The organism is Mycolicibacter senuensis (assembly GCF_003284925.1).
Lineage (GTDB): Bacteria > Actinomycetota > Actinomycetes > Mycobacteriales > Mycobacteriaceae > Mycobacterium > Mycobacterium algericum_A.
In genome coordinates this window covers 1-18,685 of sequence record NZ_QMEX01000074.1, presented here as the reverse complement: position 1 = coordinate 18,685, position 18,685 = coordinate 1, and the positions used below count along the sequence as shown (strand labels likewise).

Genomic DNA, 18,685 nt, shown 5'->3' with positions numbered 1-18,685 from the left:
CCCGAACTGGCTGTGGCTGGTGGCCGGTGGCGCGGTGCTGTTGGTGGTCGGCATGGTGATCGCCCTGGTGATCGCCAACGGCTCGGGGCGCAATTCGGCTACGGTCACACCGGTTTCGCCGTTGCCGACGGCGCCGAGCACGCCGATTCCCAAGCGCACCCCGACCACCACGCCGCCACCGCGGTCCTCGACGCCCAGCACCACGCCGAGCACGCCGCCACCGACCACGTCGACGACCGCAGGGGTTCCCGAGACGATCGTCTACAGCGTCACCGGGACCGGCCGGGCGCTCAGCATCGCCTACATCGACACCGGTGGAATGCTGCAGACCGAGTTCAACGTGACGCTGCCGTGGCGCAAGCAGGTCACTCTGACGCCGCCGGCGACGACCGCGGCGGCGGTCACGGTGGTCAACTTCGGCGAGCAGATCACCTGCTCGGTGTCGGTGGACGGCACCCAGGTGCGCCAGCGCACCGGTTCGATCCTCACGGTGTGCGCAGCGGCCGGTTGAGCCGTTAGGCCGCTCACCGCGGCGCGCGCACTCCCAGCATCGCCAGCAATCCGAGCACCAGCACGGTGCACAGCCCGCCCATGCCGGCCCGGTCGCTGCGGAAGACATCGACGAACACCGAGAACAGCCACGGCGCCAGGAACGACACGGCGCGACCGGTCATGGTGTAGAGCCCGAACGCAACCCCTTCGAACCCCTCCCGGCCTTGCTGCGCCATCCGCAGCAACAGCGTGCGCGCCGAGGACTGGGTGGGCCCGATGAACAGGCAGAGCAGCAGACCGCAGGCCCAGAACGCCCCCGGACCCGTCAGTGCCATCAGCGTGGTCCCGGCGGCGACCATGGCCGCCAGCGACCCGACGATCACCGTCTTGGAGCCGATCCGGTCATCGAGCAGGCCCCCGGCGACCGCCCCGAGTGCTGCCACCACACTGGCGGCCACCCCGAAGATCAGCACGTCGCCGCTCGAGATGCCGTAAACGGTGACGCCGAGCACCGCCCCGAAGGCGAACACGCCGGCCAGCCCATCGCGGAAGATCGCACTGGCCACCAGGTAGAAGACCAAGTTGCGGTCGCGGCGCCATTCGGCGCTGATGTCGCGCCACAACTGGCGATATCCGCCGAGCAGGCCCGGGCGTGGCGGCGCCGGCTCGTCGGCGCCGGCAAACCGGTGGGCGCTGAGCAGCAGCGGCAACGCGAAGACGGCCAGCCACCCGGCGGCCAACAGCATCGCCGCCCGGACGTTCTGACCGTCCGCGGCGGGCAAGCCCAGCAGACCGCGTTCCGGGCCGCTGCCGGCGATGAAGCCGACATAGACCAGCAGCAGCAAGACCACACTGCCGGCATAGCCTGCCGCCCAGCCGAATCCGGAGATCCGCCCGGAGTTCTGCGGAGTCGACACTTGGCGCAGCATGGCGTTGTAGGGGACGCTGGCCAGCTCACCGCAGGCGGCGGTCAGCGCCAGCAGCACCAACCCCGGCGCCAGGTAGGCGGGCTCATCGCGGATCAGGCTCATCGCCGCGATCAGCACCGCCGCGGCACCGGTCAGCACCGCCAGCGTCACCCGGCGGCGATGCGGGGTCGCCACCCACACTCCGATCAGCGGCGCCACCACGGCCACGGTCACCCCGGAGAGGGCCAGCGTGCGGCCCAGCCAACTGGCCGGCGACACCGCGCCGGGCAGGTCCGCGCCGACGCTGCTGGTCAGATAGACCGAGAACACGAACGTCACCGCGATCGCGCTGACGGCCGCGGAACCGGTATCCCACAACGCCCATGCCACGATCCGCGATCGACCGGATCTGACCACTCCCGTGGCATTCATGCCTGGCACTCTACGATTGGCCCATGCCAGTGCCTGCTCCCAGCCCGGATGCCCGCGCCGTCGTCACCGGAGCGTCCCAGGGCATCGGCGAAGCGCTGGCCACCGAGCTGGCCGCCCGGGGCCACTCGCTGATCATCACCGCGCGCCGAGAAGACGTGCTCGACGAGGTGGCGGCCCGGCTGCGCGACAAATACCGGGTCACCGTGGAGGTCCGGGCGGTCGACCTGGCCGATCCGCCGGCCCGCGATGAATTCTGTAGCGAACTGGCCGGGCGGGAGGTCTCGGTGTTGTGCGCCAACGCCGGCACCGCGACGTTCGGGCCGATCGCCAATCTCGATCCGGCCACCGAGAAGGCCCAAGTGCAACTGAATGCGATCGCGGTGCACGATCTGGTGTTGGCGGTGCTGCCGGGCATGCTGGTTCGCCGCGCCGGCGGGATCCTGATCTCGGGTTCGGCGGCCGGCAACTCCCCGATTCCCAACAACGCCACCTATGCCGCGACCAAGGCCTTCGCCAACACCTTCAGCGAGTCGCTGCGCGGTGAACTGCTCAAGTCCGGGGTGCACGTGACACTGCTGGCGCCGGGGCCGGTGCGTGCCGAGATGCCCGATGCCGCCGAAGCCTCCTTGGTCGACAAGCTGATCCCGGATTTTCTGTGGATCTCCACCCAACACACCGCCAAGCTCTCGCTGGATGCCTTGGAGCGCAACAAGATGCGCGTCGTGCCCGGGATCACGTCGAAGGCCATGTCGGTGGCCAGCGGGTACGCTCCGCGTGCCATCGTCACGCCGATCGTCGGCGCGGTCTACAAGAAGCTCGGCGGGGGTTAGCTAGCGCCCTCCAGGTCAGCGGCGATCGAAGCGGGTCGCCGCAAAATCACCTTCTGCGACGGCCGGTGCCCATCGCGCCGCGCGTGATCTGACCGACCACCACGGTAGTGACGGCACGTGTCACCTGCTTGCCCTCCCGGGTTGAGAGGAAGCGGGCGAGCCAGCGACCGAACCGCGTCCACCAGTGCACTTTCGGCGGCGGCGGCAGCTCGTCATACCCCTGGGCGTCGGATGGCGGCGCACTGCCCTGCCCCGATGCGAGCTTGCGGGACAAGATCTCATAGGCCGACTCGCGATCCACCGTCTCGCTGTAGACGGCGTGCAGCGGGCTCGCCGTGGCCGCCGCGGTGATCGCCGCGTCGCCGACGGACGCCATCAGCGATCGCGGTGCCCGCAGCCGCGTCCAAGCGACCGGGGTCGGGGCGCCCCTCTCCGACAGGACGGTGACGATCGCCTCGCCGATTCCCAGTGACGTCAGCGCCGACTCCAGGTCATACACCGTGGTTTTGGGGTAGGTGCGCACGGTCTTGCTCAGCGCCTTCTGGTCATCTGGGGTGAACGCACGCAGCGCATGCTGGATCCGGGCGCCCAGCTGGGACAGCACGTTGGTGGGCACATCGGTGGGCAGTTGGGTGCAGAAGAACACCCCGACGCCCTTGGAGCGGATCAGCTTCACGGTCTGTTCGACCTGCTGCAGGAACGCCTTGGAGGCGTCGGTGAACAGCAGGTGCGCCTCGTCGAAGAAGAACACCAGCTTCGGCTTGTCGATATCGCCGACCTCGGGAAGCAGCGTGAACAGGTCGGCGAGCACCCACATCAAGAAGGTGGAGAACAACACCGGGCGGGCAGCTTGATCGCCGAGTTCCAGCAGCGAGATGATGCCGCGGCCCTGACCGTCGGTGCGCAGCAAGTCTTCCGGCTTGAGCTCCGGTTCGCCGAAGAAGGTGTCGCCGCCTTCGGCCTCCAGGTTGACCAGAGCACGCAAGATCACCCCCGCGGTCTGAGCCGATACCCCGCCGAGGTTCTTCAGTTGAGGCTTGCCGGCATCACTGGTCAAAAACGTGATCACCGAACGCAAATCCTTCAAGTCCAACAGCAGGTAGCCGTTCTGGTCGGCCCAGTGGAAGATCAGCCCCAGTGTCGATTCCTGGGTGGCATTGAGTCCCAGCACTTTCGACAACAGGATCGGGCCGAAGCTGGAGATGGTGGCCCGCACCGGCACACCGATGCCGTCGGTGCCCAGTGACAGGAACTCCGTCGGGAACTCGGTCGGAGTCCACTCGTCACCGGTATCGGTGGCGCGTTCGGTGATCTTGTTCCCGGACTCACCGGGCCGCGACAGCCCGGACAGGTCACCCTTGACGTCGGCCATCAGCACCGGAACGCCGGCCGCCGACAGCTGCTCGGCGATCACCTGCAGCGTCTTGGTCTTGCCCGTGCCGGTCGCGCCGGCCACCAGCCCGTGGCGGTTCAAGGTGGCGAGTGGGATGCGGACCTGCGCGGTCGGGTCGGCGGTGCCGTCGATGACGACCGTGCCCAATTCCAGGGCCTGGCCCTCGGCGGTGTAGCCGGCGGCGATCTGCTGTGCGGCGTTCGCCGCCGAATCGGGACTCACAGGCCACGACATTACTTGGCCGGAGGGCACCGGTATGCGGCCACGACGGCGGCGAACGGCTAACCTGGGCTACTTGTGAGCGTTGCGCGAGACGAACTGGTCTGGATCGACTGCGAGATGACCGGCCTGGATCTGGGCTCGGACAAGCTGATCGAGATCGCCGCGTTGGTCACCGACGGTGAGCTGAACATCCTCGGCGACGGTATCGACGTGGTGATCCACGCCGACGACGCCGACCTCGACGCGATGAGCGACGTCGTGACGGACATGCACACCCGATCCGGGCTGATCGACGAGGTCAGGGCTTCGACCGTCGACCTGGCGACCGCCGAGAAGATGGTGCTCGACTACGTCCGAACCCACGTCAAGCAGGCCAAGACGGCTCCGCTGGCGGGCAACTCGATCGGCACCGACCGGGGTTTCCTGGCCCGTGACATGCCCGCGCTCGACGACTACCTGCACTATCGGATGATCGACGTCAGCTCGATCAAGGAGTTGTGCCGGCGCTGGTATCCGCGGATTTACTTCGGCCAGCCGGAGAAGGGGCTGGCGCACCGGGCGCTCGCCGACATCCATGAATCCATCCGTGAGCTGAAGTTCTACCGCCGCACCGCGTTCGTCGCCCCTCCCGGACCGCCTACCAGCGACATCGCCGTGGTCGCCGCGGAACTGGGACCGCCGTCGGAGGCGTCCGGGGTAATCGATTCGGTTGCCGAGCGCCCGAGCGGCTAGTATCGACGACGCTGCTCGCTTCGGCGAGCAGCGATGGTGGCTGTAGTTCAGTTGGTAGAGCACCAGGTTGTGATCCTGGGTGTCGCGGGTTCGAGTCCCGTCAGCCACCCCGATAGGTCGGAGGGCTTTGGCCCTTCGACCTTTTTCTTTGGCTGGGTCCCGACCGGACTCGTTGATACAGCGGTGATGGCATAGCTCGTCGTCCCTGACTACCTACCGTCTAACCCCGTCCGCCAACGAGATCTACGCCACACTCCGCATCCGCCTAAGCGCAGACCCGGCGGCGCAGTCGGGCTGCAGCCGCCGAATATCGTAATTGCGCAGGTCACATGTGCTGTAGCTGCCGTTGACACCGGCTGAAGCGCGGCGGGTCCAGTCGCCAAAAAGTGTCACCGCGGTAGGTTTTTGTAACGTAATCAGGGCGCGCCGGTTTGGCGCGAATGTCACGTTTTGGTTACGGTGCCCTGCGTGCTCACGCAAGGACTGCTTGATCTGCGCATGAAATCCTCGGTTCTGGCGGCGACGGCTGTGTTGCCGGCCGCCGTCTTTATGGCCGGCAACGCCGGCGCCGACCCGGGACACAACGACGAACCCGCGGCCATCGCCGAAGCGCCGCACCCTGAGGACGCGCCACCGCCGCCCCCGGAAGACGGGCCGCCGCCCCCACCCGAGGATCTGCCGCCGCCTCCCGAAGACGCGCCGCCGCCCCCGCCACAGGACTGGGGGCCGCCGGCGCCCGACCTGCTGACCAACTGGTCCATGCCGGCGCCGCACGCGCTGCCGCCCGGCATCGCCAATGAGCGCGGCATGCAGGTCAAGACGATCCTCCTCTCACGCAGCATCAGCGAGGCGTTCCCGCAGGTGCACAATATGGTCGGCGTCCGGCCGGATGGGCAGCGCTGGCACCCGTCGGGGCTGGCGATCGACATCATGATCCCCAACCCGGGCAGCCCGGAGGGTATCGCCCTCGGCGATGAAATCGTGGCCTACGCGCTGCGCAACGCCGGCCGGTTCGCGCTACAGGACGCGATCTGGCGCGGCACCTACTACACGCCGGCCGGGCCCAGCGGCCGAGGCAACGGCCACTACGACCACGTGCACATCACCACGTTCGGCGGCGGATACCCCAACGGCGGCGAGGAGTACCTGCGCGAAGAAGGCGAACCGGCCCCTGTCTGAGGCCCGCTAGGACGTCAGCGAACCGGATCCTGCGCGTTGCCGGCTTCCCATTGCGACCAGGGCACATTCCAGTCGCCGAGGCCCTCGGTGCCAGGCAGCAGCGGCCCGCTCGTATTGCTGATCTGCACCACGTCGCCACGCTTGACGTGGTCGTAGAACCACAATGCGTTGCTGGGACTGACGTTGATGCAGCCGTGGCTGGCGTTGGAGTAACCCTGGGCGCCCACCGACCACGGCGCCGAGTGCACGAAGATCCCGCTGTAGGAGATCTGCGTGGCCCAGTCCACGTCGGTGCGGTAGCCGTTGGGTGAGTTGACCGGCACCCCGTAGGTCGAGGAATCCATCACGATGTGCGGGAAACGTTCGCCGACGATGTAGGTGCCGTTGTTCGTCGGCGTGCTGTCCTTGCCCATCGACACCGGCATGGTCTTGACGATCTCACCGTTGACCCGCACCACCATCGACTTGGTGTTGTCATCGATGGTCGCGATGACCTCGTCGCCGATGACGAAGTGACTCGAGGCGTCGTCCTGGCCGAACACGCCGTTGCCCAGATCCACGCCGTAGGTGTTGACCGCCACGTCGATCCTGGTCCCGGGCCTCCAGAAAGACTGTGGCCGCCACCGTACTTCGCGATTGTTCAGCCAGTAGAACGCGCCCGCCACCGGCGGATCGGTGGTGATCTCGATCGCCTTTTCGGCCGCCACCCGGTCAGCGATGTTCTCGTCGAACCGGATCGCCACCGGCTGACCGACGCCGACCACCTCGCCGTCGCGCGGCATGACATACGGCATGGTCAGGTTCTGCGGCGAATGGGTCTGGAACGTCATCTGCCGGCTGGTCACCCCGCCCAGCCCCAGGGATTTGGCGTTCATCGTGTAGCGCTTGTTGTAGCCGAGCGGCTCGGTCGTCGACCAGGTCAACCCGTCGGGGCTGAGCTTGCCGTCGACCACCGCACCGTATTCGTTGACCATGGTGACCGAATCAAGCACGCCGTCTTCGGCGGTCACCGTCACAGGTGTGTCCACCGCCACGCCGACCGCCTTGTCGGTGACCGACGCGGTGACCTTGGGCACCAGCAGGTCGGCGAACGGGGTGCCCTTGTCGGCGATGATCTTCGTCGCCTCCGCGTCGGCATTGCCGCCGCAGGCGCTCAGCCCCAACACCGCAACCGGCACCATCAGCACCGCCGCCAGCCGGGACCGATACCCCCGGCAACGTTGTGTCGAACGAACCTGCCCCATGCCTTTTCCCACCTGACCCAGCTCAAACTGCTCGCACGCAGTCTAGTGGGTAATCGGGCATGCCGCTCCGCGTGCGACCCTGGCCCCTTGCCAGCTGATTTTTCTCCGCGGCGCGGCGCCTGTTATTGTCTTCCTCGCGGTCGTGACCGCCCAGCGCCGTTAGCTCAGTTGGTAGAGCAGCTGACTCTTAATCAGCGGGTCCGGGGTTCGAAACCCTGACGGCGCACAGCTCAGCAGGTAGTTCACAGTTCTGCTACACCCCCCCCGGGTGTACGCATTCAGGCTGGAAGTGACGATCCTCGCTATTTACCCGGCGCTCCGGGCGGGCGGTCGGCCCGACGGCTCGATCCCTATGTCGCCGCCGATGACCGATCCGAGATCGCCCTCTCCCAGCCCTGACCAGGATGCCCTCCGCGGAGCACGGGTGGGAGGCCGACCTCCTTTCGCCGCGCCACCCCGAGCCGGACTCGCGCATGGCGGGATGTGTACGATTCCGGACGAGTGGCCGCTGGGGAGCAACTATTCGGCCCGACACGTCCGTGGCCGCCGCTGCGTTGTCCTCACACTTGGCTCAGGCCTCGTACTACAACCTGAACGGTAAGTATGTTCGCTGGCTTCGGGCGCATTTCGGTGCGGGGTCGCGCGAATGCGCGGCCCGGAACCTTGCCGTGTACCTTGGTTTTAGCGCTGTCTACGCCGTTCGGCGCCAAGGTGTGGCAGCCTGGGACCTGGATTTGCTCCGTCCGCTGAGTGGGCCGACACGCTAGGTATACGCCGAAGCAAGATATCGGGTCCACCTAATGTTCACCCAGCGTTTTCGGGGTTAGGTTAGGTTTGCCTACGATGTATTGGCTATTCTCATGCTCGCAGGATTCTGTGGCCTAACTCTCGGGCCCAGTACAGGAAATCGACAAGGAGCTAGCTGTGGAGTTCGTCTTACATCCTCATACGTCCAGGCGCCGTAGCGGGCAGGCGACCCGGATCGCGGCCGCCGGGATCGCCTTGGCGGGAGCGGGCCTGATCGCCGTCAACCCGATTGCGCCGGCACTGCAGGACTTCCGGCACCACGCCGTGCAGTTGACGGGCTGGGAGTCGCTGTTCGAGCGGACCAGCGAGAGTATCGCCGCGCTGACGGAGAACTCCAACGTCAACGCGTTGCTGGACCAGTACGCCAGCAACCAGAGCGACTACAGCCAGCTGATCATGGGCATGGAGAACGTCCCGCTGGACCACCGGGAGGGTCTGGACCCGCGCTTCGTCACCTCGGGCTTCGCCGGCATCAACCATGCGATCAACCTGATGGTCAACGGGGATGGCGGCGAGGCCATCGTCGGTGGAGAGCACCTCCGGTACCCGGGGTTGGAGGAGTTGTCGAATCAGGTATCCGAGTCACTCCAGAACGGGGACTTCTTCGGGGCTTTCAACCATGTGAACATCTGGCTGCTGTACGGCATTGAGGACATCGGCAAAGCCCTGGGCCCGGTGTTGTCCATCCCCGCCCTGGAGGCGATGAACCAGTCGAGCCTGCTGAACGAGTTCATCGGCCCCCTCGACGGTTGGGCCTTTATCAAGCAAGCCAGCGACGCGCTGATGGCGCCGACGATCGGTGCCATCTACCAGCTGACTGAGAGCATCGGCGCGGCATCCGGGGGCGACTTCCAGGCACTGTTCAACCTGCCCGCTGACGTGTTGAACAGCTACCTCAACGGGTACGTCGTGCCCGAGACCGGCGATGTCTTCACAGGTCTGCTCACCGAAGGTGGCATCTATGACCTGCTGACGAACGAGTGGGCGGCACGGGCGGCCGAGGCGATCACGGTGGGCACCGCGCACCTGCCGGTCAACGCCGTGGACGTTCCTGACCCTGGGGAGACCGGAGCCGACCTGTTTGGCGGGGACTTCCTGTCAAGCCTGTTCGACGGCAGTATCTGGGGCGCCTGACAGTTGCGGTGCACGACGGCCGGGAGGGACTTGATCCTTCCCGGCCGTTTTGCCGTAGCGTCGCTGGGCTCAGCGGTTGCGAATCCGGCGGATCGCCAGTACCACGAGCAGGCCGCCGACACCGGCCAGCGAGGCCATCACCGCGGGTTTGGTGACGATCTCGACCGCGCGGATCTTGGCGCGCTCGGCCAGGTGGCGGGGGTTGGCCCGATCGGCGAGGATGTCGACTGTCGACGCCAGCTGCTCGCGCGCGGCGTCGATGTCCTTCTTGATCGTGTCGGGATCGCGCTCCGCCACTGTCGTCCTCCCTGTCCGCCTGATGCTGGCCCTGCCGAACTACCCTAGAGCAGCCGGGCGTGGTCGCACGCTCCGGCGAGCAGAAAGGGGTTATCAGTGGAGGACCGAGCGACCGACTCCGTACGCCTGGCGCCCGGCGACGAAGCGCCCGCATTCAGCCTTCCCGACGCCGACGGCAACACCGTGTCACTGGCCGACTACCGGGGACGGCGGGTCGTCGTCTACTTCTACCCGGCGGCCTCCACCCCCGGCTGCACCAAGCAGGCCTGCGACTTCCGGGACAATCTGGGTGAGTTCAACGACGCCGGTCTCGACGTCGTCGGCATCTCCCCGGACAAGCCCGCCAAGCTGGCCAAGTTCCGCGACGCCGAAGGGCTGACGTTTCCGCTGCTGTCCGACTCGGACCGCACCGTGCTCGCGGCCTGGGGCGCGTTCGGGGAGAAGAAGATGTACGGCAAGACCGTGCAGGGCGTCATCCGCTCGACGTTCGTCGTCGACGAGCAGGGCAAGATCGCCGTCGCGCAGTACAACGTGCGGGCCACCGGTCATGTGGCCAAGCTGCGGCGGGACCTGTCGGTGTAGCCACCACTTGGTAAGGAGCAGCTCATGCCAGTGACGCGGACCAGTTTGTGGTTCGACACCCAGGCGTTGGAGGCCGCCGCGTACTACGTCTCGATCTTTCCCGATTCGACGGTCACCGACATCTCGTACTGGGGCCCGGAGAATCCCGAGCGCGACGGCACCCCGCTGGAGGTGTTGTTCGATCTGGACGGCCGGGCATTCTCGGCGATCAACGGCGGACCGGATTTCACGTTCAACGAGGCCGTCTCGATCCAGGTCTACTGCGCCGACCAGGCGGAGGTCGACTACTACTGGGACCGCCTGGGCCGCGGCGGCAAGGAAATTCAGTGCGGCTGGCTCACCGATCGCTACGGCCTGTCCTGGCAGGTGATCCCGCAGCGGCTGTCGGAGCTGATGACCGACCCGGATCGTGACCGGGTGGCCCGGGTGAAGCAGGCCATGTACGCGATGGTCAAGCTCGACATCGCCGGGCTGGAAGCAGCGGCCGCCGGGCCGTGAGTGCGTCTACGCGGTCAACCTACCCAGCTTCGCCAGCAGCAGCGCCTCGGCGGTGGCGGCCCGTTCCAGCACCCCCAGGTGCAGGCTCTCATTGACGCTGTGCGCCTGCGTTGCCGGATCTTCCACCCCGGTGACCAGGATGGTGGCCTGCGGATAGGCGGCGGCGAACTCCGCGATGAACGGGATCGAACCACCCATACCCATGTCGACCGGTTCGACGCCCCATGCTTGCCGGAACGCGGCCCTGGCGGCCTCATACACCGGGCCGGTGGCGTCGATGGCATACGGCTGACCGACATCACCGGGGGTGACGGTCAGCTGCGCCCCCCATGGGACGTGTTGTTCCAGATGCGATTTCAGTGCATCCAGGTGCTTCGCCGCGTCGCCTCCAGGGGCTACCCGCATGCTGATCTTGGCGCGCGCCCGTGGAATCAGCGTGTTCGACGACGCCGCAACGCTGGTGGTGTCGATCCCGATGACGGTGATCGCCGGTTTGGCCCACAGCCGCTGCGGCACCGAGCCGGAACCGATCTCGGCAACCCCGTCGAGCAGTCCGGTGTCTGCCCGTACCCGTTCCGGCGGGTAAGCCGGGAAATCCGAAGGCCCCCGCCCTTCTTCGTGAAGCCCCGCAACCGCGACGTTGCCGTCATCATCATGCAGACTTGCCAGCAGCCGCACCAGCACGCTCAGTGCATCGGGCACCACCCCGCCCCACAACCCCGAATGCAGGCCGTGGTCCAAGGTGGCAACTTCCACCACACAGTCGGCCAACCCGCGCAGTGACACCGTCAGCGCCGGAACCTCGGTGCTCCAGTTGTCGGAGTCGGCGATGACGATCACATCGGCGCGCAGCGCATTGCGGTGCTCGGCGAGCAGTGCGCCCAGTGACGGCGAGCCCGACTCCTCCTCGCCCTCGATGAAGACCGTCACCCCGATGGGCGGTTGCCCGTCGTGCGCTCGGAAGGCCGCCAGATGTGTTGCGATACCGGCCTTGTCGTCGGCGCTGCCGCGGCCGTAGAGTCGGCCGTCGCGTTCGGTCGGTTCGAACGGCGGCGACGCCCACTGGCCGGCGTCGCCCTCGGGCTGCACGTCGTGGTGGGCGTAGAGCAACACTGTCGGCGCGCCTTCGGGCGCCGGATAGCGGGCGATGACGGCCGGTGCGCCGCCCGCTGCGACGATTCGCACCTCCGGAAAACCCGCCTGGCTCAGCAGGTCCGCGGTCAGTTGTGCACTGCGATGCACCTCGGGGCGCCGCGCCGGGTCCGCCCACACCGATTCGATGCGCACCAGGTCTTCCAGGTCGGCCCGTACCGACGGCAGCAGGTCGCGCACCCGCTGGACCAGTTCTTCCGGGCGAGCAGACGCGAAAGCCCCCTGCGACGCACCATTTTGGGGGCTTTCATGTCTGCTCGGCGTCAATTGACCTCCAGGATGGCGACGGCCGCGGCAGTGTCGGCCTCGTGAGTGAGCGACACATGGATCGTCACGTCCGCCAAATGCCGGGCGATCTCGCCCGAGAGCCGCACCTTCGGGCGCCCCCACATGTCGGTGACCACCTCGATGTCACGGTGGATCGCCTCCGGCAGCACCGGTTTCTGGGCGAACCGCGACCCCGACCACGCCTTGATCACCGCCTCCTTGGCCGCCCACCGGGCCGCCAGATGCCGCGCCGCCGACGAACTCTTATCGGAAGCGTCGCGACGCTCGCCGGGAGTGAACGTCTCGGCGAAAACAGTTCCCGGCTGGTCGACCTGCTCGGCGAAGTCGGGGATCGAAACGAGGTCGATCCCCACTCCCACAATGCTCATGGCAGTGACTATCCCCCTTCTACCGACCCGCGAGGGTGCGCACAAACGGTCTCATCCACGGCGTGTCGGCCGGGGACGCGCACGCTCGCCGGTCAGCCGATGTAGACGTCGCCGTCGCCGAGCCGTGCCGCCGGGTTGAGCAGCATCGCCGACTCCTGGCGCTTCTCCGACGTGTCGTGGTCGAACCGCCGGTCCGCGGGCCGCTCATACATCGGGCGGCCGCCGGCGATCGCCGAGGCGAGCCGACGCTGACCGTCGAGCACACGGCTGGAAGCCTGCTCCAGGTACGCCTCCCGCTGGCTCGGGTCCAGCGCGGCCAGGAACGCCGCCGGGTGCACCAGCGCCACCAGACCGGAGACGTGGCCGAACCCGAGGCTGGTGACCAGGCCCGCCTTGAGCGGGAACTTCTCCCCCAGGTGCAGCGGCTCCCGCACCCACACGAAGTGCCCGGCGGTGGCCAGCTCGTCGTCGACGCAGTCCAGGCTGCGGTTGGGCGGGATGACGCCGTCGCGCAGCACCTGGCACAAGCCCATCAGCTGGAAGACCGCCGCGCCGCCCTTGGCGTGCCCGGTCAGGCTCTTCTGGCTGATCACGAACAGCGGGGCCCCTTGCGCGCGCCCCATCGAGTCGGCCAGCCGCTCGTGCAGCTCGGTCTCGTTGGGGTCGTTGGCCAGCGTCGAGGTGTCGTGCTTGGAGACCACCGCGACGTCGTCGGGCCCGACACCGAGCTTGGCCAGCGAGCGGGCCAGCAACGAGTCCTTGCCACCGCGGCCGGCGCCGAGCGCCCCCAGGCCGGGTGCCGGGATGGAGGTGTGCACGCCGTCGGCGAAGCTCTGCGCGTAGGCCACCACCGCCTGCACCGGCAAGCCCATCTTGGCCGCCAGGTCGCCGCGCGCCAGCAGGATGGTGCCCCCACCCTGCGCCTCGACGAAGCCCAACCGGCGGCGGTCGTTGGCTCGGGAGAACTTCGAGTCGCTGATGCCCTTGGCGCGCATCATCTCGGTGTCGGCGGTGGCCGCCATGTCACCGAAGCCGATGATCGCTTCCAGGGTCAGGTCGTCGTAGCCGCCGGTGACCACCAGCTCGGCCTTGCCCAACCGGATCTTGTCGACGCCCTCCTCGACCGACACCGCCGCGGTGGCACAGGCGGCCACCGGGTGGATCATCGCGCCGTAGGACCCGACGTAGCTCTGCACCACGTGCGCGGCAACGACGTTGGGCAAAACCTCCTGCAGGATGTCGTTGGGCTTGGATCGTCCCAGCAGGTTGCCGTGATACATGGTCTGCATCGAGGTCATGCCGCCCATACCGGTGCCCTGCGTGCTGGCCACCAGCGACGGGTGCACCCAGCGCATCAGCTCGGTCGGGGTGAAGCCGGCCGACAGGAACGCGTCCACGGTGGCGACGATGTTCCACAGCGCCACCCGGTCGATGGAGGTGGCCATGTCCTGGCTGATCCCCCACACCGTCGGGTCGAACCCGGTCGGGATCTGGGCGCCCACGGTGCGCGACAGCTTGCTCTTGCGGGGCACCCGGATCTCGGTGCCCGCCTTGCGGATCACCTGCCAGTCGGACGAATCCGGCACCGGACGCACCACGGTGTGCTCGGGGTCGAACTCGACGAACGCCCGCGCGTCGGCCTCGCTGGAGACCACGAACGAAAAGTCCTTGTCCAGGAACACGCTGACCAGCAGCGGCGAGGCGTGATCGGGGTCGATCGCGCCGTCATCAACGAATTCGCGAATGCCCACTCGCTCCACCACGGTGTCGTGGTAGCGCTCGACGAGCTCGGATTCGTCGACGAGCTCCCCGGTTTCGGTGTCGTACCAGCCGGGGGTCGGGTCGTCTTCCCACTTGATCAGTCCGGTGGTCCAGGCCAGTTCGAGCACCCCGGCGGCCGACAGCTCGCCGGAGACCTCCATCTCGAACCGGGTGCGCGACGAGCCCAGCGGGCCCAGCTCGGCGCCGCCGACGATGACCACCAGGTCGGCCAGGTCGACGTCGAGATCATCCCAGGCCGGCGGCGGCGCCGGGGTGTAACCGCGCGGCGGGCTCGGCAGTGCCGCAATGGTATTCGCGGACTCTGCGGCCTCTTCGGCCGCGGTTTCGGCCGTCATCTCCTCGCGGGCTTTGGCGGCCAGCTCGGCCATGTCCAGGTTCGCCTCGGCCAGTCCGCCGGTGAGGTCGGCCTCGATCGGCGCATTGGCCGCGGCCACCTTGGATTCGACGTCGCACAGACCCAGCAGCATGGCTGCCATCTGCTCGGTCGAGTAGGTGGTGACGCCGGCTTCCTCGACCGCGTCGACGATGACGTCGTTGTGGCCCATCAGCCCGGTGCCGCGGGTCCAGCCGATCAGGGCGTGCGCCAGGCTGACCCGAGACGCCCACGACGACTCGGCTTTCCAGCGCGCCACCACCGCGTCCAGCGCGGCCTTGGCCTCGCCGTAGGCGCCGTCACCGCCGAACATGCCGCGGTTGGGCGAGCCGGGCAGCACCACGTGCAGCCGGGAGGCGATGTCGCGTTCGGCGCCGATCTTCGACAGGCCGCCGATGAGCCGCTGCACCGCCCACAGCAGCACCTTCATCTCCATCTCGGCACGCGCACCGGCCTCCGAGAGGTCTCCGGCCACGCGCGGCGCAGCGAACGGGAACAGCAGCGTCGGGGTCTGCGCGTCCTTGAGGTGAATCGACTGCGGCCCAAGGTTTTCGGACTGCTCGGTGCCCACCCATTCGACGAGCGCGTCGATGTCGGCGTAGGAGGCCATGTTGGCCGGCACCACCCACAGCGCCGCCCCGAACCGGGCGTGGTCGCGGTAGAGGTTGCGGTAGAAGCCCAGCCGGTCGTCGTCGAGCTTGGAGGTGGTTGCGATGACGGTCGCGCCGCCGTCGAGCAGCTGTCCGACCACCGACGCGGCGATCGAGCCCTTCGACGCACCGGTCACCACCGCGACCTCGTGGGCGTAGCGGCCCTTGCCGGGGTTCTCCGCGCCCGCAGCGATGCGGGCGAACAGCGAGGCGTGAATCTGCCGTCCCGCCGCCAGCGCTTTGCCCTGCCACCAGGTTGCCTGGGTGGCGACGACGTGGCCGGTGCCTTCGAAGCGCTCGGCGAGCCGCGGCCAGTCGGCGTCGATGTCGCCCTCGTCTGTCAGCCACAGCTTGACCAGGTCCTCGCGGGCGCTGGCCCACCGGTCGTCGAACAGCACCGCCTTGCGCCCGTCGAACACCGGCGCCACCAGCCGCGGCCAGTCCGACCCCAGCTCGGCGCTGACCAGGTCGATCAGCTCGCCGTCGGTGGCAGCCTCTGCCACGGTCACCGCGTCGTCGAAACCGAGCTGACCCAGCACCAGCCGGGCCGCCGAGGCGAGCACGCCGTCCCGGCCGGTGATCTGCTCGGTGAACTCACCCAGCGCGGCGGCATCGACCGTCGCACCGCCACCACCGCCGGCCGACGGCAGACTGACGGCCACACCGCGGCGGGCGGCGACGGCAGCGACAGCATTGTCCACGACCTTGTCGACCGCGGCCGCATCGGCCAGCGCACCCTCGTGCAGGCCTCCCAGGGCACCGCCTCGCACACTGCTGCCTTCGCGGGTGCCCAGCGCCACCTCGACGGTGACGTGCTTGGCCCAGCCGTCGCCGAGCTCCCAGGTCTTCTTGACCCGTTCGGCGATGGCGGCCGGGCGCTTGCCCGACGGCCCCAGCACGGTGCGCAGCTGATCGTTGATGGCGTCGGTCAGCACCGGGCCGTACGGCTTGTAGGTGCGCGCCAGCTTGGTCACCTGGGACTTCAGTCCGGCCAGATCGGCCTCGGCGGCACCGTCGATGGCACCCAGGTTCAGCTCCGAACCCAAGTCCACCAGCAGCTGGTTGCGTCGCGACGACGCGCCGTCGGTGATGGATTCGATGGAGTCCAGCGCCTCGATCTGGTCGATACGCATCTTGGCGCTCAACGCGATCAGCGCCAGCGTGGCGTCGGCGGCGTCGAAGCCGATGTCGTCGGGACGGGGACCACCCGACGGTGCCGCAGGCGGAGCCGCGACGACGGCCGGGGCGACATCAGACACGGGCGCACCGTCCGACGCGCCAGCGTCGGAATCCTCGGCAACCGGCTCATCTTCCGGCTCGGGGTCGGTGTCGGTGGCGAACAGCACCGCGGCGTCGCGTTCGGCGTTGAGCACTTCCACTGTGCTGTGGGCGTATTCGGGCAGCTTGAGGGTATTGGTGGCCAGTCCGGCGACGGTCGGGGCCGACTTCACCCCGATCTCGACGAACCGCTCCACGCCCAGGCCGCCGGCGGCCTCCTCGATGAACAGCAGGTCCTGGGTCTCGATCCAGCGCACCGGGCTGGCGAACTGCCAGGCCAGCAGCTCGATAACGATCTTGCGGCACAGCTCGGCAGGCTTCTCGTTGCGCCAGGTGTCGTAGTCGGCCAGCACCTCGTCCAGCGGCTCGGCCGGCACCAGGTCGCGGATCTCCTGGATGAACTCGCGGTCCAGGCTGAACGGCTTGGGCACCAGGTTGGGGATGTAGCGGCCGATGATCAGCTCGGGGTCCTTGTCCCGCGGCATCACCCGCTCCAGCGAACGCCGGAAGTCGTCCACGCCGATACGCAGCACGCTGGAGTGGAACGGCACGTCGATCCCGGGCACCAGGATGAACGAGCGCTTGCCGCCGGAGATCTCGCGGCGCCGCTCCACCTCTTCCTCAAGGGCTTCCAAGCCGGCCACCGTGCCGGCGATCGCGTACTGCGAACCCCGCAGGTTGAAGTTCACGATCTGCAGGAATTCCCCGGTGCGCTCGGCGATCTCGGCGACGAACGCGGTGACGTCGGCGTCGTCGAGGTCGATCTGCGACGGTCGGATGGCGGCCAATCGGTAGTTGGAGCGCCCCAACGCGTCACGCGGCACGATGTCGTGCATCTTCGAGCCGCGGTGGAACACCACCTCCAGCAACGCCTCCAGCTCGTAGACACCGCTGACGCACGCCAGCGCGGTGTACTCACCCACGGAGTGACCGCAGGCGATCGCGCCTTCGACGAACGCACCCTGCTCACGCATCTCGGCAACCTGGGCGGCGGCCACCGTGGCCATCGCCACCTGGGTGAACTGCGTCAGGTACAGCACGCCCTCGGGGTGCTGGTAGTGCACACCGGAGGCGATCAGGGACGTCGGGTTGTCGCGCACCACGTGCAGCACCGAGAAGCCGAGGGTCTCGCGGGTGAACTTGTCCGCCGAGTCCCAGACCTTGCGGGCGGCCTTGGACCGCGCTCGGACCTCCATGCCCATGCCCTTGTGCTGGATGCCCTGTCCGGGGAACGCGTAGACGGTCTTCGGCGCGGTCAGCCGCGCGGTCGCCGACATCACCAGATCCGAACCGATCCGCGCCGACACCTCCAGTACCTCGGCGCCCAGGTCGATTCCGACCCGGTCGACCCGGAAGTCGACGTCGTCGCCGGGCTTGACCATGCCCAGGAAACGCGCGGTCCAGCCGACCAGCCGGGCCGGCGGACGGGCCTGGCCGTCGGTGGCCGTGACCACATGCTGGGCCGCGGCCGAAAGCCACATGCCGTGCACGATGGGCGATTCGAGGCCGGCCAGCAGCGCGGCGGCCCGGTCGGTGTGGATCGGGTTGTGGTCTCCGGAGACCACCGCAAAGGGCCGCATGTCCACCGGCGCGGTGACGGTGACGTCGCGACGGCGCCGCCGCGGCGTGTCGGTGGCGTTGTCGGAGACCGCACCGCCGGCCCGGACCGGGTCGGTCAGTTCCGCGGCGCCGGTGCGCCCGCGGATCGCGAACCGCTCCTCGAGGGTGGCCAGCACCGTGCCATCGGCCGCGGCGACCGTGACCGAGACCGGGACGACGCGTCCGACCTCCGTGTCGGTGGCCGCCGAAGCCGTTGCGGTGACGCTCAATTCGGCCGGCTCCTCCGGCAGCGCGGCCAGCAGGTGTGCGGCGTGGTCCAGGTGCACCAGCGACAGCAGACCCTCGACGACGGGGAACCCGGCGTCGGTGGTCGCCGCGCCGATGGCAGCGAACACCGCGGGCCAGCACCGGCCGACCAGCGCGTCGGGCACGGTGGACAGTCCCGGCGCCAGCGGTGCGCCGAAGGTGGCGGTCACCCCGGTGT

Annotated in this window: 14 protein-coding genes and 2 tRNA genes; 9 read left to right on the top strand and 7 right to left on the bottom strand. The window is 68.2% G+C overall.

What is annotated here, in order from left to right; all coding sequences use genetic code 11:
* On the top strand, nt 1-511 hold a 511-nt coding region (locus DQP56_RS15895; protein WP_112686997.1), incomplete at its 5' end, for an MmpS family transport accessory protein.
* Nucleotides 512-524: 13 nt separating this feature from the next.
* On the opposite strand, the gene DQP56_RS15890 is transcribed toward DQP56_RS15895, so the two are convergent.
* Nucleotides 525-1,832: an MFS transporter gene (locus tag DQP56_RS15890; protein WP_112686995.1), complete on the bottom strand. Its 1,308-nt coding sequence runs from the start codon at nt 1,830-1,832 to the stop codon at nt 525-527.
* A 23-nt stretch (nt 1,833-1,855) separates the two neighbouring features.
* On the opposite strand from DQP56_RS15890, the gene cmrA reads away from it, so the two are divergent.
* A complete protein-coding gene (cmrA, locus tag DQP56_RS15885; RefSeq protein WP_112686993.1) occupies nt 1,856-2,662 on the top strand; it encodes a mycolate reductase in 807 nt (268 codons plus the stop codon).
* 46 nt (nt 2,663-2,708) lie between these two features.
* Here cmrA and DQP56_RS15880 read toward each other — a convergent pair whose 3' ends face one another.
* Nucleotides 2,709-4,289, bottom strand: a complete 1,581-nt coding sequence (locus tag DQP56_RS15880) for a helicase HerA-like domain-containing protein (RefSeq protein ID WP_435673872.1) — start codon at nt 4,287-4,289, stop codon at nt 2,709-2,711.
* Between the two features lie 63 nt (nt 4,290-4,352).
* Here DQP56_RS15880 and orn point away from each other — a divergent pair, with 63 nt between their 5' ends.
* The 3 genes from orn to DQP56_RS24770 all read left to right on the top strand — a co-directional run bounded on the left by orn (nt 4,353) and on the right by DQP56_RS24770 (nt 6,188).
* Nucleotides 4,353-5,009 (top strand): oligoribonuclease, encoded by a 657-nt coding sequence (gene orn / locus DQP56_RS15875; RefSeq protein WP_112686989.1) that lies wholly within the window; start codon nt 4,353-4,355, stop codon nt 5,007-5,009.
* A 36-nt stretch (nt 5,010-5,045) separates the two neighbouring features.
* Nucleotides 5,046-5,118: transfer RNA gene (locus tag DQP56_RS15870), tRNA-His, on the top strand.
* A gap of 359 nt (nt 5,119-5,477) precedes the next feature.
* Nucleotides 5,478-6,188 (top strand): VldE C-terminal domain-containing protein, encoded by a 711-nt coding sequence (locus tag DQP56_RS24770; protein ID WP_234825693.1) that lies wholly within the window; start codon nt 5,478-5,480, stop codon nt 6,186-6,188.
* 14 nt (nt 6,189-6,202) lie between these two features.
* Here the strand turns inward: DQP56_RS24770 and DQP56_RS15860 are convergent, their stop codons facing one another.
* The gene (locus DQP56_RS15860) at nt 6,203-7,432 is read right to left on the bottom strand and encodes a L,D-transpeptidase (RefSeq protein WP_165825035.1); all 1,230 of its coding nucleotides are present in this window, start codon (nt 7,430-7,432) and stop codon (nt 6,203-6,205) included.
* Nucleotides 7,433-7,585: 153 nt separating this feature from the next.
* Here DQP56_RS15860 and DQP56_RS15855 point away from each other — a divergent pair.
* Nucleotides 7,586-7,658 (top strand) — tRNA-Lys (locus DQP56_RS15855).
* A 698-nt stretch (nt 7,659-8,356) separates the two neighbouring features.
* Nucleotides 8,357-9,373 (top strand): hypothetical protein, encoded by a 1,017-nt coding sequence (locus tag DQP56_RS15850; protein WP_112686987.1) that lies wholly within the window; start codon nt 8,357-8,359, stop codon nt 9,371-9,373.
* A 69-nt stretch (nt 9,374-9,442) separates the two neighbouring features.
* Here the strand turns inward: DQP56_RS15850 and DQP56_RS15845 are convergent, their stop codons facing one another.
* Nucleotides 9,443-9,670 (bottom strand): DUF3618 domain-containing protein, encoded by a 228-nt coding sequence (locus tag DQP56_RS15845; RefSeq protein ID WP_112686985.1) that lies wholly within the window; start codon nt 9,668-9,670, stop codon nt 9,443-9,445.
* 96 nt (nt 9,671-9,766) lie between these two features.
* Between DQP56_RS15845 and bcp the strand changes: the two genes are divergently transcribed.
* Complete coding sequence (gene bcp / locus DQP56_RS15840; protein WP_112686983.1) at nt 9,767-10,252, top strand: thioredoxin-dependent thiol peroxidase; 486 nt, start codon at nt 9,767-9,769, stop codon at nt 10,250-10,252.
* A 24-nt stretch (nt 10,253-10,276) separates the two neighbouring features.
* Nucleotides 10,277-10,750: a VOC family protein gene (locus DQP56_RS15835; RefSeq protein ID WP_112686981.1), complete on the top strand. Its 474-nt coding sequence runs from the start codon at nt 10,277-10,279 to the stop codon at nt 10,748-10,750.
* 6 nt (nt 10,751-10,756) lie between these two features.
* Here DQP56_RS15835 and DQP56_RS15830 read toward each other — a convergent pair whose 3' ends face one another.
* The 3 genes from DQP56_RS15830 to DQP56_RS15820 form a co-directional block, all read right to left on the bottom strand.
* Entirely contained in the window at nt 10,757-12,169 is a 1,413-nt protein-coding gene (locus DQP56_RS15830) for a dipeptidase (protein WP_112686979.1), read from the bottom strand.
* A complete protein-coding gene (gene acpS, locus DQP56_RS15825) occupies nt 12,166-12,558 on the bottom strand; it encodes a holo-ACP synthase AcpS (RefSeq protein WP_112686977.1) in 393 nt (130 codons plus the stop codon). Before acpS ends, DQP56_RS15830 begins: the two co-directional genes overlap by 4 nt.
* Nucleotides 12,559-12,650: 92 nt before the next feature.
* On the bottom strand, nt 12,651-18,685 hold a 6,035-nt coding region (locus DQP56_RS15820), incomplete at its 5' end, for a type I polyketide synthase (RefSeq protein WP_114475774.1).

Excerpts from the sequence above, each read along its gene's own strand:
- DQP56_RS15880 (WP_435673872.1), bottom strand. The coding sequence starts at position 4,289 with ATGTCGTGGCCTGTGAGTCCCGATTCGGCGGCGAACGCCGCACAGCAG.
- acpS (WP_112686977.1), bottom strand. The coding sequence starts at position 12,558 with ATGAGCATTGTGGGAGTGGGGATCGACCTCGTTTCGATCCCCGACTTC.
- cmrA (WP_112686993.1), top strand. The coding sequence starts at position 1,856 with ATGCCAGTGCCTGCTCCCAGCCCGGATGCCCGCGCCGTCGTCACCGGA.
- DQP56_RS15890 (WP_112686995.1), bottom strand. The coding sequence starts at position 1,832 with ATGAATGCCACGGGAGTGGTCAGATCCGGTCGATCGCGGATCGTGGCA.
- DQP56_RS15835 (WP_112686981.1), top strand. The coding sequence starts at position 10,277 with ATGCCAGTGACGCGGACCAGTTTGTGGTTCGACACCCAGGCGTTGGAG.
- DQP56_RS15860 (WP_165825035.1), bottom strand. The coding sequence starts at position 7,432 with ATGGGGCAGGTTCGTTCGACACAACGTTGCCGGGGGTATCGGTCCCGG.